Source organism: Streptomyces milbemycinicus (assembly GCF_002154605.1).
In the GTDB taxonomy this organism is placed as follows: Bacteria; Actinomycetota; Actinomycetes; order Streptomycetales; family Streptomycetaceae; genus Streptomyces; species Streptomyces milbemycinicus.
On record NZ_MUNE01000184.1, the window covers coordinates 16437 to 30786 of the forward strand.

13 protein-coding genes and 1 pseudogene are annotated in these 14350 nt (G+C 67.3%); 9 read left to right on the forward strand and 5 right to left on the reverse strand.

Going from position 1 to position 14350, the window contains the following annotated elements; genetic code table 11:
* Positions 1-757: 757 nt before the first annotated feature.
* Both CCN51_RS16165 and CCN51_RS16170 read left to right on the forward strand, forming a co-directional pair.
* Complete coding sequence (locus CCN51_RS16165; RefSeq protein WP_014181276.1) at positions 758-1027, forward strand: hypothetical protein; 270 nt, start codon at positions 758-760, stop codon at positions 1025-1027.
* Positions 1024-1380 carry a hypothetical protein gene (locus CCN51_RS16170; RefSeq protein ID WP_043488027.1) on the forward strand — a complete coding sequence of 119 codons (357 nt, stop codon included), beginning with the start codon at positions 1024-1026 and terminating at the stop codon, positions 1378-1380. The genes CCN51_RS16165 and CCN51_RS16170 overlap by 4 nt, the downstream gene beginning before the upstream one ends.
* 225 nt (positions 1381-1605) lie before the next feature.
* Here the strand turns inward: CCN51_RS16170 and CCN51_RS59625 are convergent.
* The 4 genes and pseudogenes from CCN51_RS59625 to CCN51_RS16185 form a co-directional block, all read right to left on the reverse strand.
* A pseudogene (locus CCN51_RS59625) lies at positions 1606-1875 on the reverse strand (integrase core domain-containing protein); the annotation flags it as partial.
* 15 nt (positions 1876-1890) lie between these two features.
* Positions 1891-2034, reverse strand: coding sequence for a hypothetical protein (locus CCN51_RS59630; RefSeq protein WP_014181273.1), 144 nt, complete (start codon positions 2032-2034; stop codon positions 1891-1893).
* 54 nt (positions 2035-2088) lie between these two features.
* Positions 2089-3156 (reverse strand): integrase core domain-containing protein, encoded by a 1068-nt coding sequence (locus CCN51_RS16180; protein ID WP_043488025.1) that lies wholly within the window; start codon positions 3154-3156, stop codon positions 2089-2091.
* A gap of 86 nt (positions 3157-3242) precedes the next feature.
* A complete protein-coding gene (locus CCN51_RS16185) occupies positions 3243-4529 on the reverse strand; it encodes a hypothetical protein (RefSeq protein ID WP_106436759.1) in 1287 nt (428 codons plus the stop codon).
* A gap of 932 nt (positions 4530-5461) precedes the next feature.
* On the opposite strand from CCN51_RS16185, the gene CCN51_RS16190 reads away from it, so the two are divergent.
* The 3 genes from CCN51_RS16190 (at position 5462) to CCN51_RS16205 (ending at position 8135) form a co-directional block, all read left to right on the forward strand.
* A complete protein-coding gene (locus CCN51_RS16190; RefSeq protein WP_014181270.1) occupies positions 5462-6799 on the forward strand; it encodes a NucA/NucB deoxyribonuclease domain-containing protein in 1338 nt (445 codons plus the stop codon).
* Between the two features lie 276 nt (positions 6800-7075).
* Positions 7076-7258, forward strand: a complete 183-nt coding sequence (locus tag CCN51_RS16195) for a hypothetical protein (protein WP_014181269.1) — start codon at positions 7076-7078, stop codon at positions 7256-7258.
* Between the two features lie 385 nt (positions 7259-7643).
* Complete coding sequence (locus tag CCN51_RS16205) at positions 7644-8135, forward strand: nucleotidyltransferase domain-containing protein (RefSeq protein WP_193383816.1); 492 nt, start codon at positions 7644-7646, stop codon at positions 8133-8135.
* Positions 8136-8147: 12 nt separating this feature from the next.
* Here CCN51_RS16205 and CCN51_RS16210 read toward each other — a convergent pair whose 3' ends face one another.
* Positions 8148-9167, reverse strand: coding sequence for a LacI family DNA-binding transcriptional regulator (locus CCN51_RS16210; protein WP_014181267.1), 1020 nt, complete (start codon positions 9165-9167; stop codon positions 8148-8150).
* Positions 9168-9469: 302 nt separating this feature from the next.
* Here CCN51_RS16210 and CCN51_RS16215 point away from each other — a divergent pair, with 302 nt between their 5' ends.
* The 4 genes from CCN51_RS16215 to CCN51_RS16230 are packed head-to-tail and all read left to right on the forward strand — an operon-like array spanning position 9470 to position 14316.
* On the forward strand, positions 9470-10852 hold the full coding sequence (locus tag CCN51_RS16215) for an ABC transporter substrate-binding protein (protein WP_014181266.1): 1383 nt from the start codon (positions 9470-9472) through the stop codon (positions 10850-10852).
* A 5-nt stretch (positions 10853-10857) separates the two neighbouring features.
* Positions 10858-11775, forward strand: a complete 918-nt coding sequence (locus tag CCN51_RS16220) for a carbohydrate ABC transporter permease (RefSeq protein ID WP_014181265.1) — start codon at positions 10858-10860, stop codon at positions 11773-11775.
* A gap of 2 nt (positions 11776-11777) precedes the next feature.
* Complete coding sequence (locus tag CCN51_RS16225; protein WP_014181264.1) at positions 11778-12620, forward strand: carbohydrate ABC transporter permease; 843 nt, start codon at positions 11778-11780, stop codon at positions 12618-12620.
* Positions 12621-12663: 43 nt separating this feature from the next.
* Entirely contained in the window at positions 12664-14316 is a 1653-nt protein-coding gene (locus CCN51_RS16230; RefSeq protein ID WP_014181263.1) for a glycoside hydrolase family 13 protein, read from the forward strand.
* Positions 14317-14350: the final 34 nt, after the last annotated feature.

Genomic DNA, 14350 nt, shown 5'->3' on the forward strand with positions numbered 1-14350 from the left:
CCGCTATAACGTCTGAGAATCACGCCACCAGCGAGTAACCTTTCCAAGCCCTACCCTTGCCGCTTTCCGGAACATCGTATGCGCGAGAGGGGTGGTTTGGTTGCTGGCCGAGACGAAAAACGAGGCGATCGGTCGAGGGCCCCCAGGCCACCACGGCCAGAAGCCAAATGCGCCCTTGACTGGTCGTCGCGTTTCTCGTCTCGGCCAGCAACCAAACCACCCCGCCTCTCGACCACGAAAGCGAAGCCGTCCCAGGCCCAACTACGAATGTCGGCCCACATACCACAGGGGCCTTTACATCTCTCCTCTGGCATCAGCCGCAATTCGAGATCTTCTCTGCAGGCGTCGAGACAACCGTACGCACACGCGACCACGCTCACCGGCCTCAAGCCATCCCCACGCGTGGGAGCAGGTCTCCCGGTTGCAGGTGTCGTGTCGGCCGCAGGGCCATCCCGACGGGTGCATCGAGTACAAGCCGGACTCGGGACCATCCCCGCGGGCGCGGGGAGCAGGTGAGGCCGCGCTTCTGGGGCGCGGCCTGAGCGGGACCATCCCCGCGGGTGCGGGGAGCAGTACGGACCCCTTGTCCAGCAGCTTGCACACAGTAGCGGCCTTTCTCGGAGCCGTAGAGCGCCAGACGGAGGAAGAGAATGCCGCTCCCAGCAGCCCGCTCCCGAGCACGCTCATCCTGCTACCTCACTCCTATATTCTGGCTCCTGTCGATTCCGGTGCCCGAAATCGCAAAGGAGGAGGAGCTGTGAGGCCAGCCACCACCGCAAAGCTCCGCGCCAACGCCACGACCATCCACCAGCTCGGACGCCGCCATGGCCTGCACTCCTTCGCCCTGAGCACCGAGCCCGGGGAACTCGTCGCCACCCTGGACCCCAACCGCTCCTACTTCGACATCACCAGCTTCGAAAAAGACCTGTCCAGCATCCTCGGCGCCCTCGTGGAAGTCGTCCCACGCGGCCCCGGAGTGGAAGTCGAAGAAACCGAACCCCTGAACGACCTCCGCGGGGCGGCATGACCAACACACGCACCGACCGTGAACACCGGGAGCTGCTCCGCCTGACCGACGCAACGACAGCACTCGACCAAGCCCGCTCCCTCGTTCGTGACGGAACACCCAAGCCAGGAAACGAGCGCCTCCTCGCCTTGGCCTACTGCATGCTCACCTTCGGCGAAATGCTCAAACAGGCATCTCACGGCATCGTGACACAGGCATACAGCGGCCCCATCGCACTGCGCGACAAACTCGCCCACGTACCACACCGCAAGCTCAACGCCGAAGTACTCGCCACCTCCGTCGAACGAGCCACCACCGAGATCCTTCCCCTGATCCAAGCCCGCATCCAAGACCTGAGCAACGCCGTCTCCTGAGATCAGACCCGCGAGTCGGCGCCACAGCCAACTCCCCGCAGAGGCGCGCCGACGCGGCGAGAGTTCCTCACCGCGCAGGCAGACTCCATCATCGCCCGCGACTTCCTGCACATCGACCGCTGCGCTTCATGGTTCGCGACCGGGTGCGCTTGCCGAGAATGCCATCCGCCCTGGTCAAAGGCCTCCGCCGGGCCCCCGTGCCGCTCGAAAAGTCATCGCTGCATGTCATGCCGCATATTTGTACTCGTTGATGAGGCCGCCGAGGATCCGCGTGCGCAGGACTTTGCCGGTGCTGAGCGCATGCGCTGCGGCGGGTTGTTTGTGAGCATCGGGTGGTAGCTGGTTGCGAGCCTGGTGAGGGCGGTGTTCGTTGTAGTGCCGCTCGTAGGCCGCGAGGACGTGGCGGGCGTGGGCCTCGTTCATGATGAGGACGTGGTCGAGGGCTTCGCCTCGGATACTGCCGATGATGCGTGCGCAGTGCGCGTTCATCCGGGGAGCCTGTGGCGCACTTTAGAGGATCTGCACCTCCTCGGCCCGAAAGACGGCGTCGAAGACCTCGCCGTACTTACCGTCGCGTTCGCGTTCGCGCAGCAAGAAGCACAGGGACTCGATGCGTATGCCCAGGCCGGCGGTGAGACTCCGCGCCTGCTGCACCCGTATCGATTCAGATTCTCTGCACAGCCCGTGAGCTGTCGCTTTGCCGGGTGATCAGCCTGCTCGGTGGTACTGATTGATGAGGCCCGCGACGGCTTGTCGGCGCTGGATCCGAGCTGCGGGCAGCGAGATGACATTGGGGTCGTCGAGGGGCGCGAGCTGGTTCCGGCCCTGGTGCGGCCGATGAGCATTGAAGTGCCTCGCGTAGTCGTGGAGGATCTTCTCGGCATGGCCCCGATCAAAGATCAGGAGCCGGTCGGTGCATTCTTCGCGGACCGAGCGCACGAACCGCTCGGCGTGCGGGTTGCAGTTGGGGCTCCGCGGAGGGATCTTGGTCACGGTGATGTCCTCGCTGGCGAAGACGGCGTCGAAAGCTGCGGTGAATTTCGCGTCCCGGTCACGGATCAGGTGGGTGAAGTCGCCAGCACGCTGGCCGAGTTGCCATATGAGCTGTCGGGCCTGCTGCGTGGCCCAGACGGCGGTGGGGTGGGCGGTGACACCCAGGATATGCACCGTGCGGGTGCGTACCTCCATAACGAACAGAACGTACAGCCGCCGCAGGCTGATGGTGTCGACGTGGAAGAGATCGGTAGCAAGCAGGCCATGGGCCTGGGTCTTGATGAAGGCGGCCCATTCGCCGCGCACCGGATGCCGCCGCGGGGCTGGGCCGAGGCCAGCGGCACGCAGGGTCCGGCGGACGCTGGCCTGACTGACGCTGTGTCCCAGGCGACGGAGTTCGCCGTGGACTCGCCGGAAGCCCCATCGTGGGTTCTCGGCGCCGAACCGGATGATCAGGTCGCGCAGCTCCTCGGGCATAGGCGGGCGTCCCGGCGAGGCGGGTTGCCTCCACTTGTCCTTGATCAGACGCTGGTGCCAGGCCAGGAGGGTGCGCGGGGAGACGATGCGATGCTGGCGCAACGCCCGCGGCAGGAGCCGGGCCAGGGCGGCGAGCAGCGCCCGGCCGGGCCATGAGGGCTTGGGCGCGGCGACCTGCCGACGCAGGACCGCGACCTCGTGCCGCAAGATCAGTATCTCGGCCTCCTTGGCCACGGAGGTTCGGGACAGCAGAACCAGCCACGTGAAGATCCGCGTGGCGATCAGGTAGACCATTCGTACAAGCACAAGCTCCGATGGTGCCGGATCGGCCCTGCAGGCATCGCCCCAGGTCAGAGAGCGTGCAGCAATTCTGAAGCGGTACGGGGGAAGGGTCAGACCTTCACCAGGTCGTACGTACCCGTACCGTCCTGCCTGCCGCTGGAGTACTGGCGGATCAACTCCCCGTCCGCGTACCGGTCGTGGCCCAGCATGGAACCGGTGTACTTGTTCTGCAGGCCGATCTTCGAGCCGCCAGGTACGTCGCGATAGATGTAGAACCGCTGGAGGTCGTCCTCCCCGCAAGGGGCCGTTGTGAGGTAGGCCTGCTCCTGGTTGGCGATGTTGGCCGGGATGGTCGCGCACCCGCCATTGCCCCAGTTCCACAGGGACGCCTCGATAACCCCGTTGCGCTCCGTCACGTTGCACAGCCGCCAGTTGTCCAGGTGGGCGCTGGTCCAGTTGGATTCGCGCAGCCGGATGCCATCGTTGGCCAGGACCGGTGCGCTCCAGTTCAGGGGCTTGCCGGGGACGTGGATCCTGTAGACGTCAGGCTGGCAGTTCAGGGCGGCCCGCGTGGCGGGCGCACTGGTCCGCGCGGTGGCCGCCTTGCCCGCTGTGCCCTTCGCCGTGTCCTTCGCTGCCGCGTTCCTGGCCGCGGTGGCCTTGGCGGAGGCCACCGGCCCTGGTGCGTGTCCGGCCCGGGGCGGGGTCTCGCAGTCCAGGAGACCCTGCGCCTTGCGCATGATGCTGTTGGCGGGCACCTTGTCCTCGCAGCGCACCGCGCCCTCTTCGAGGGTGGTGTAGGTGGTGTAGCTGCCGCTGTCGGGTCCCTCGATCCACTTCAGCGCCCAGCTGCCGTCGCCCTGTTGGACGCGGTTGCAGTTGAGGCTTCCGTAGGTGCCGGTGACCTTCTTGGTGCCCTTGTAGACGCCGTAGTAGCCGGGGTCGTTGAAGTTCCAGCTGACCGAGGTCGACTCGCTGCTGGTGGAGGAGTAGTTCACCTGTACGTTCAGGCCCAGCATCGCGCCGACGGTGCCGAGGGCTTCGACGGCGAAATCGCCCTTGATCTCGCCGTTGAGGCCGACGGAGACCGAGATGGTGGTCTGGGTGCTGGTGGTGACGTTCTGGTAGCCGGTCGAGCCCGCGGTGACGTACCAGCCCTTGAAGTGGGTGATCGTCGGGGCGACTTCGGTTGACTTGATGAACGGGTGGCGCTTGCCCAGGTCGGCCGCCGTGCAGGACTGCCCGGCCTGAACGGCGCTGGCGTCGGCGGCGGGGGTGGCGCCCTGGGCGGCGGCGGGGCCGACCACGGCAATTATGGCGGCGAGCGTCGATGCAGCGGTTGTGGTGAGGGCGATCAGCCCTCTGGCCCAGCGGCCGGAAGATCTTAAGTGGCTCATCATGCCCTTTCTTTGGCCGGGCGCCATGACGCCCCGGGCCGGAACCCTGCCAGTTATGTGGTGGGGAGCGGTGGTCGATTGAGGCGAATTTAGCGTCGGCAGCGATGCAGTGGCGATGACGGAATCGGCCGGTCCGAGGCGGAACTCATCGCCTTTCACCGGCTGTTGGGCAGTCTTGACCTGCCCGGGGTTCATCAGGATTTCATCTGCGGAGCTACAATCTGCCACCGCCGTCGCACAGATGGGCTGTTTCAGTCGTGATTCCGCTGCCGTCACCTCGACGGCCAGCGACTGCCAGAACGGATTTCATCGTCTGTCTGCGCGGCCGACCGCCACCAAGCCATCACAGTATTCGGCCATCTTGCGCATTCTGAAACCGAGGGCCTTCGGCGGCCGTGGCGCCTTGAATGTTTGCGCGCCAGAGGGAACGGCCCTATGAACCATGGGGGGCAGACGATCGTCGGCATGACAGAAGAGAATCCAGCGAAACAAGCCAGACGGTGGCTGGCGGTGAGCCGGAAGGAGGAGCTTCGATCCCGACAGCCGATCCGGCAGTGTCCGCATGATCCCCGACCGCATCCAGCACGGGCACGGAACACAACCAATCGGAAAACAAGGAGAAAACGAACATGTCCTTACCAGGTTTACATCGTCACCACGGAGGACGGGACCGAAGACCGAACAGGCGGCGCCGTGCCCTGTCAAGGGCGACGCCGGCAGCCGCTGTCGCATTCGGCGGCCCAGCGACGGCCGCCGTGCCCGCGCATCCTGCCGACCGCGGGAATGCCGTCGCGAAGACGGGCGGCGGTGTGAGGCCCGAACGGGCCAAAGAACGATCATGGAAGACCCATTTCTGGCTGACGCAGACGGGCACTACGCCGGTTCGATCCCGAGTGGATTTACATACCACCGGAAAAAAGGGGGGACCACCTTTGAAACGCGCCAGTCGACTGCTGGCGGCTATAGCCGCACTCGCCCTCACCGCAGCCCTTCTCGCCCTGGGCGCCTCACCGGCCGCCGCCGCAAGCCCCAAGCCCCCCGCGTCGGCCCCGGGCATCGAGTACACGGCCAAGCCCGGCGACGGTGCTCAGCGCAGCAGCAACGGCAAGGGGACGGCGGAGATGCCGATATCCCCCGACAACCCCGCGGGCACCGAGTGGCTGAACGACTGTCTCGGTTCCTCGGACGCCCAAGACCCCGACGGCCGCGTCTACAACCGGTTCAAGTGGTGCCAGGAATACGAATTCAAGAACAGGTACTACAAGAAGGTGGACGGCAAGCCCGTCCTGAAGGGCACCAACACGATCAAGTTCCAGGCCGCCGCCATCGGCTACAACGACACCCGCGCTACCCGCGTCTTCTTCCGCGCCAAAACCGGCCAGGTCAACTACGACGGGTGGAACCCCTTGGAGAAGCGGACCGTCGCCCCGAACCTGAAGCTGGAAATCACCCCCGAATGCGTGCCGGGCGCCAATCAGCCCACCACTGCCACGTGCGGCGTCGGGCGGTCTCCGGCGAAGATGGAATGGGCCCAGTGGAGCAACTTCCCTGACTGGGTCTACTGGGACGTCTCCTCCATCGGTGGCGAGGGCCAGGACCAGGTCGCCTTCCACCAGTGGCGCCTCTACATGAACGGCGCGAGCCCGGGATACGAGCAGAGCACCGAGCGCGGTGAGGGCCCCCCGATCGGTATCCGCTGCGACTCGGCCGACTACTTCACCCACGGCGTCAAGCGCTACCCGCACGCCTGCATCTACACCGGGGCGCTGCCCTTCCTCACCTACGACGGCAACCACCCCAACATTCGCCAGCACATCCGCGACGCGCAGAACGCCCCGGCCACCGACGGCGTCACCTACCCCAAGGAGAACCACCCCAAGAAGGTCCCCGGCAAGTGGTCGCCGACCGCCGGGGCTCGGGGCGCGCCGCTGCACCGCGTGGTAAGCCGGGGGCAGGGCGGCGCGATCGCCCTGGCGAACGAGGAGGTGAAGAAGGCGGCATGCGGGCAGAAGGGCGGGTCCAACCCGTGGGGCCCGGACTACAACGCCGCGACCGGCCTTCCGCCGTACAACACCTCGGTCGATGACTGCGACGAGTACCCCTTCAGCTCCACCTATGAGGGCGCATCGTCGATCGAATGGGACTTTTCGGTGCGCAACATCGAGAAGGGCGAGAACCGGTCGGCGGGCACCAATCTCAGCAACTTCTATGTCGACGACCGGATCCTGGCCTGGCCCGTAGAGGACCCGTACTGGGTGAACGTCGACTGACGTCACGCTCGGTTGACCGCCGATAGCACAAGTGCGGCCACCGTCCCCACCTCCCCCGGGGCGGTGGCCGCCGCTATTTGGTTCAGGCCCTGCGCTTGCCGAAAACCCCATCCGTCCTGATGGGAAGCGGTGAGCGGGCTGTTCGGGCTTCCACGGCGATCGCTTGAGCCTGCTCGCTCGCGCGGGTATCGAGCGCTACGGAATGATGGTCGGTTGTGCTGCTGCGACTGGACTACCTGGCCGTAACTCACGTTCGCCCTGCTTCGCCTGCTGCCGATGAGCGACAGCGACAAGGATGCAAAGGTCTTCGCCCTGCGCCACCAGTTCATGATGCTGGAGCGGCAACTCGGCGAGGACAGGGTGCGGTTCACGCCGAGCGACCGGGCGTTCCTGGCGGCGCTGCTGCATCGGCTGCCACGGGACGTGCTGCGCAGGATACGACTGGTGGTCCTGCCCTAGCCGATAACCTCATCCGCCCTGGTGGGAGCCGATGTGCGGTGATCTCCGGGATGTCGGGCGCGGTTCTGAGTCGGCGCTCCGGCAGGGTTGACGATCAACCGGGCATCATGGTGGTTCGTGCTGCTGAGACTGGCGTACCTGGGCGTGTCAAACGTGTTCGCGATGCTGCGGCTGCTATCGATGAGGGAGCGGGACAAGGACATGGAGGTCCTGGCACGGTTTACGGCCCCCACAGGGTTGGTTGAGCCAGGTGGCTTCGTGCTGGGGGATCACGCGTTGCTGCTGCATGTGCCGTCCTTGCCTGCGGGTTCGGAGGGATGGGGCTCTTGCTCGCCAGTAAATCCATTCGCCCGCCCGGATGATCGACGCTAGCGTGCGCGGGGTGATGACGGCTGACGACGTACTGTCCATCCTCGCCGTGTTGCGGAATACCGACGCCGACGTCTGGATCGGTGGTGGCTGGGGCATCGACGCCCTGCTCGGTGACCAGACCCGACCGCATCGTGACCTGGACCTGATGCACCGTGAGGATCAAGAACCGGCCGTCCTGGCGGCTCTCGAAGAGGCCGGATACGTCGAGACCCTCGACGGGCGGCCCGTGCGGTTCGTCGTCGCCGATCCGTCCGGACGAGAGGTCGATCTTCACCCGTTGACCTTTGCCGCGGATGGATCCGCGGTGCAGGCGTCGCCCGACCCAGGGCGGCCGTTTGTCTATCCCGTCTCCTGCTTCGTCACTGGCACGATCCGGGGCACCGCTGTCCCGTGTCTGTCGCCGGAGCAGCAGGTCTACTTCCATCAGGGGTACGAGCCGACCGACCGCGATCGTCACGACATGGCCCGGCTCCGGCAGGCGTTCGGTATTGCCACCCACTTCTGACCAGCTGTGGCCTCACGAGCGGGGCGGCGCGGTGCTCCCCCGGATCACGAGCTGCGTCGGTACGACGACGTCGTGTTCGGTCTCCTCGCCGCGCAAGATGCTCAGCAGCATCCGCCCGGCCAGCTCCCCCTGCTCCCGCACCGGCTGCCGCACGGTCGTCAGGTCGGTCAGCTCGGCGACGGGATGGTCGTCGATGCCGATCACGGACAGGTCCTCCGGGATTCGCAGGCCCGCCCGGCGCAGGGTACGGATCGCGCCGAGGGCGACCTCGTCGGAGTGGGCGTAGACGGCGGTGGGCGGTTCGGGCCGACTGAGGAGTTTGGCCATGGCGTCGGCGCCCTGGTCGCCGCCCCAGTCGACGGTGACGACGAGGCGTTCGTCGAGGGGGATGCCCGCGTCGCGCAGGGCGGCGTAATACGCGTTGGAGCGGCCCGACGGCTGCACCTCGTCCGGCTGGTCGGGATCGACTGCCGCGATCATCGCGATGCGGCGGTGGCCGAGGAAGAGCAGGTGGTCCATGGCCTGGCGGCCGGCGGTCTCGTCGTTGATGGACACGTTCGGATACGGCGCGTGCTGACCGCCCGCGGCGATGATCGTGACACCCATCAGCCCCAGGCGCCGCTGCTCCTCCTCGCCGACCGGGAAGGCCAGGACGACGACCGCGTCGACCTTGCGGCGGGCCGGCAGGCGGTGGAAGAAGTCGTGGCGGTCCTCGATGCCGTCGACATGGTAGAGCAGCACGTCGAGGTCGGCGGCGCGCAGCACTGACTCCAGCCCCTCCAGTAGGGCCGCGAAGAACCAGCGGGAGATGTGCGGCACGACCACCGCGACACGACCCGTGTCGCCGCCGGCCAGGCGGGACGCCTCGGGGGAGACGACGTAGGAGAGCTCCTCGGCGACCGCGAGGACACGACGGCGGGTGGCCTCGGCGACGCCGTTCTCGTTGTTCAGCGCGCGTGAGGCGGTGGCCATCGAGACGCCGGCCGCGCGGGCCACGTCCGCCATGTTGATCTTCTGGGAGCTCTGCGCCATGCCGGAAGGCTAACCCACATACGGAAGGTCCCGGAAACGCTTCCGAGATTCCCGGAAGTGCTTCCAAGGGGATTCATCGACCTGGGTTGCTGGTCCGCGCGGCCCTCTGATCATTTCGGCACGTCACGTGCATGTTGCGTTTTCGTTACTTGACAGATGCGGTCGGTCACCTCAGTCTTTCGGCAACGGAAACGCTTCCGAAACGACCTTCGCGCTCTTCTGCGGGCCGTTCCGGGAAGCACGCCGACCTCTGTCTGCCGACCTTGAGCGGAGCGGCAGACGCATGGATGCGAGGAGGCATCATGCCCAAGCAGCAGCACCCCACCTCCCCCGCCAGAATCGTCGGCCGCCGCCTGCGCGCCCCGCTGGCGGCCGTCGCCGCCGCGTCTGCACTGGCCACGCTCGCCGCGTGCAGTGGGCCCGGCTCGGGCTCCGGCTCGTCGGCCGACGCGACCCCGACCGCCGTGAACACGGCCGTCGGCGGCACCCCTGCGACCCTGACCCTGTTCTCCGGGGCCGGTCTGGAGAAGTACGAGCAGGGCCTGGCCGACGCCTTCATGGCCAAGTACCCGAAGCTCAAGCTCAAGCTGCGGGTGGAGGCGGACAACAACTACAACACCGTGCTGCCGAGGCTGCTCGCCTCCGACTCCGCGCCCGACATCGCCGCGCCCAACGACCTCCTCGGCGGGGTGAAGGACGGCCTGCTCACCAACCTCGACGCCTACGACAAGGCGTACGGCTGGAGCAAGAAGGTCCCCGCCTCCGCACTCGCCCCCGGCCGGGTGTCCAAGGGCGTGATCGGCTCAGGCGCCCTCTACCTCGCGGGCGGCTCGGCCGGCCCCCTCACCGGCGTCTTCTACAACAAGGAGCTGGCCGCCAAGGTCGGTATGAAGACCGTGCCCGCCTCCATCGCCGAGCTCGACGCCGTCATGGCCAAGGCGAAGAAGTCCGGCATCACCCCGATCGTCGCCTCCAACCAGGACGGCCTGATCGGCCACCTCTACAACCTGCTGCTCGGCGACTACATGGGCGCCCAGAAGCTCAGCGACATCGTGTACCACAAGCCGGGCGCCACCCTGGACACCCCGGAGGCCCTCAAGGCCACCAAGACCCTCCAGAAGTGGATCAAGAAGGGTTACTTCGCGTCCGACGTCAACGCCATCAACCAGGAGGCGTCGTACGGCCAGTTCACCGGCGGCAAGGGCCTGTTCTTCTTCCAGGGCAGCTGGATCACGCAGACCATCGACAAGACCTTCAAGGGCAAGTACGGCGTCTTCCCGATGCCGCCCGCCGAGAAGGGCGGCAAGTACGCGGGCATGACCAGCAACACGCTCGCCTACTCGATCGCCGCGCACTCCAAGCACAAGGACGCCGCCGCCCTGTTCCTGAACTTCCTCACCACACCCGAGGCCGCGAAGGTCGCCGTCGACAACGGCTACGCCGCGGTGACCTCGGACTCCGGGAAGACGCCGTCCCTGTCCGGCACCCTGACCGAGCAGATCCAGACCGGCTACGCCGCCATCGCCGCCGACAACGGCTTCGACAGCTGGATCCAGAACGCAGCCCCGGCCGTCAACACCAAGCTGCCCCAGCAGCTCCAGCTCCTGGTCTCCGGCAAGGTCGAACCCGCCGCGATGGTCAAGACCCTCCAGGCCACCTACGCCGACGCCGTCAAGGACAACTGAGCACCATGCCTTCGACCCGACCGACCAGGGAGGGCACCGCCGCCCGGGGCCGCCGCAGGCTCTGGGCCCGGCGGTGGGCCGGCTGGCTGTTCGCCCTCCCCGCCCTCGCCTTCTACGGCATCTTCAACTTCTACCCGGTGCTGCTGTCGATCCAGTACTCCTTCTACGACTGGGACGGCATCGGCGCCTCCACCTGGGTGGGCCTGAAGAACTACACGGAGGTCTTCACCGACTCCGAGCAGTTCTCCTCCCTTCTCCACGCCTTCTACCTGATCCTCTTCTTCACCGTCCTGCCGGTGACCCTCGCCCTGATCACCGCCTCCGTACTGCGGCAGCTGCAGGGCCGTTTCACCGGAGCTCTGGCCCGCACGCTCCTCTTCCTGCCACAGATCATCCCCGGCGCCGCCGCGGGCGTGGCCTGGACGTGGATGTACTCGGCGAACGGCGTGGTCAACCAGACCCTGCGCGCCGTCGGCCTGGGCAGCCTCGCCCGCGCCTGGCTCGCCGACTTCGACTGGGCCCTGACCGCCGTCGGCTTCATCGGCACCTGGCTGTCCACAGGGCTGTGCACGATGCTGCTGCTGGCCGGCATCGGAAAGATCGACAACAGCCTGTACGAGGCGGCCCGTATCGACGGGGCCGGGCCCATCCGCCAGTTCCTGGCCGTCACCCTGCCGGGGCTCCGCAACGAGATCGGCGTCTGCGTCACCATCACGATCATCGCCGCCCTCGCCAGCTTCGACGTCGTCTACCTCGCCACCCAGGGCGGACCCGGCACCCAGACCATGGTCCCCGGCGTCGCCGTCTACAACCTGGCCTTCAGCGACAGCCGCCTCGGCGCGGCCTCCGCGCTCGCCGTCGTCCTCGCCCTGATCGTCATCGCGGTCGTCGCCCCGCTCCAGCGCCTGTTCCGGGAGAAGTGACCATGCCCGAACGAACGCAGACCGTACGGACACTGCGCCGCCGCGCTCCCGGGCTGGTCCTGATCGCCGCCGCCGGGCTCTACTCGGTCGTCCCGCTGCTGAGCATGGTCAGCGCGGCCCTCGCCCCGCAGGGAACCTTCCCCTCCGGCCTGAGCTGGCCATCCGACCCGCACTGGCACAACTTCGTCGACGCCTGGAGCATCGCCAACATCACGACCCTGCTGAAGTCCAGCACGCTCATCGTGCTCGGCGTGGTCCCGGTGGCGGTCCTGATCGCCACGATGGCCGCGTACGCGATCGCCGTACTGGAGATCCCGCTGGGCCGCGTCTTCTACACGATCCTCGTCCTGACCCTCACCCTCCCGTACGAGATCGTGATCGTCCCGCTCTACGAACAGACCAAGGCCATGGGCCTGCTGGGCACCCAATGGGCGCTGATCCTCCCGCTCATCGGGATGAACATGCCGTTCGCCGTGTTCTGGATGCGAGCCCATTTCATCGGCGTACCGAAGGAGTTGTCCGAGGCGGCGGGCATCGACGGCGCGGGCCCCTGGCGCGCCCTGTTCCACATCCACCTGCCGCTGGCCCGCCCGGCGATCGCCTCCCTGGCCCTGCTGATGTTCCTGTCCACCTGGAACCAGTTCCTGCTGGCCCTGGTGCTCATCGACGACCCCGACAAGCGAACGATGGCGGGTGCGTTGCAGGCGTTCACCACGAAATACAGCACCGACCAGGTCCTGCTGAACGCCGGCGCCCTCCTCATCATGGCCCCAACGATCCTCGTGTTCCTGTTCCTGCAACGCCACTTCGTCAAGGCGCTGCTCCAGGGCTCGGTCAAGGGCTGACCACCACCCCCACCGTTCTTCCAGACAGTCAGGATCGAGCACCATGAGCAACCCGGCCCCCACCTCGCTGCCCGTCGACGACTCCTGGTGGCGCTCCGCCGTCATCTACCAGGTCTACATACGCAGCTTCGCCGACGGCGACGGCGACGGAACCGGCGACATCGCCGGCCTCCGCTCCCGCCTCCCGTACCTGGCCCACCTCGGCGTCGACGCGATCTGGATCAACCCCTGGTACCCGTCCCCGCTGACCGACGGCGGCTACGACGTCTCCGACTACCGGGACATCCACTCCACATACGGCACCCTCGACGAGGCCAAGCAGCTGATCACCGAGGCCCACGAGCTCGGCCTGCGCGTGATCCTGGACATCGTCCCCAACCACACCTCCGACCAGCACGCCTGGTTCCAGCAGGCGCTGGCCGCCGGCCCCGGCTCCCCGGAGCGGGACCGCTTCGTCTTCCGCAACGGCAAGGGCGAGGACGGAAGCGAGCCCCCCAACGACTGGCACGCGGCCTTCGGCGGCCGTACCTGGACCCGTACCGACGACGGCCAGTGGTACCTCCACCTCTTCGCGCCCGAACAGCCCGACCTGAACTGGGACAACCCCGAGGTCCGGGCCGAGTTCGAGTCGATCCTGCGCTTCTGGTTCGACCTCGGCGTCGACGGCTTCCGCATCGACGTGGCCCACGGCATGGTCAAGGACCCGGCGCTGCCCGACCTGGGCCTGACCGAGTTCTCGGTCCTGACGGGGGAGGGCCAGCAGGACCACCCGCACTGGGACCGCGACGGCCTCCACGACATCTTCCGCAGCTGGCGGGCCATCGCCGACAGCTACCCCAACCCGCGCGTCTTCGTCGCCGAGGCCCACGTCCGCCCCGGCCGCATGCCCGACTACCTGCGCCCCGACGAACTCCACACCGCCTTCAACTTCGACTTCCTCAAGTGCCCCCTGGAAGCAGGCAAGCTGCGCGAGGTCATCGACCGCAGCATCACCAGCCTCGCCACCGTCGGCGCCCCCGCCACCTGGGTGCTGTCCAACCACGACGAGACCCGCCACGTCACCCGTTACGGCCGCGCCGACACCGGCGTACAGGCCCTGTTCCGCAACCAGCCCATCCCCACCGACCTCGCCCTCGGCACCCGCCGCGCCCGAGCGGCGGCCCTGCTGATGCTGGCCCTGCCGGGAGGCGCCTACATCTACCAGGGCGAGGAACTGGGTCTCTACGAGGTCGAGGACATCCCGGAAGAGCTTCTCCAGGACCCCACCTGGGAACGCTCCGGCCACACCGTCCGAGGCCGCGACGGCTGCCGAGTCCCCCTCCCCTGGACCGGCGACACCCCGCCCTTCGGCTTCAGCACGACCGGAGCCACCCCCTGGCTCCCCCAGCCGGAGGACTGGAAGACGTACACCGCAGAGGCCAACCAGGCCGACCCCACCTCCATGCTCCAGCTCTACCGCTCCGCCCTGAGCCTGCGCCGCACCCACCCCGGCCTGCGGGGTGAGGACTTCTGCTGGCTGGACAGCCCGGCCGGCACGCTCCTCTTCGAACGCGGCAACGGCGTCCTGTGCGCGGTCAACCTCTCCGACCAGCCCATCCCACTCCCCGCCGGCTCCAGCCCCCTCCTCGTCTCGGGCCCGCTGAGCGAGGACGGCCTGCTGCCGCCTGACACCACGGTCCTGCTGTACCGGGACTGACACGCGCCGACTGCCCTTGCCGGAATTCTCATCC

Coding starts and splice junctions, on each gene's coding strand:
- CCN51_RS16170 (WP_043488027.1), top strand. CDS start 1,024: ATGACCAACACACGCACCGACCGTGAACACCGGGAGCTGCTCCGCCTG.
- CCN51_RS16185 (WP_106436759.1), bottom strand. CDS start 4,529: ATGAGCCACTTAAGATCTTCCGGCCGCTGGGCCAGAGGGCTGATCGCC.
- CCN51_RS16195 (WP_014181269.1), top strand. CDS start 7,076: ATGAGCGACAGCGACAAGGATGCAAAGGTCTTCGCCCTGCGCCACCAG.
- CCN51_RS16205 (WP_193383816.1), top strand. CDS start 7,644: ATGACGGCTGACGACGTACTGTCCATCCTCGCCGTGTTGCGGAATACC.
- CCN51_RS16210 (WP_014181267.1), bottom strand. CDS start 9,167: ATGGCGCAGAGCTCCCAGAAGATCAACATGGCGGACGTGGCCCGCGCG.
- CCN51_RS16215 (WP_014181266.1), top strand. CDS start 9,470: ATGCCCAAGCAGCAGCACCCCACCTCCCCCGCCAGAATCGTCGGCCGC.
- CCN51_RS16220 (WP_014181265.1), top strand. CDS start 10,858: ATGCCTTCGACCCGACCGACCAGGGAGGGCACCGCCGCCCGGGGCCGC.
- CCN51_RS16225 (WP_014181264.1), top strand. CDS start 11,778: ATGCCCGAACGAACGCAGACCGTACGGACACTGCGCCGCCGCGCTCCC.
- CCN51_RS16230 (WP_014181263.1), top strand. CDS start 12,664: ATGAGCAACCCGGCCCCCACCTCGCTGCCCGTCGACGACTCCTGGTGG.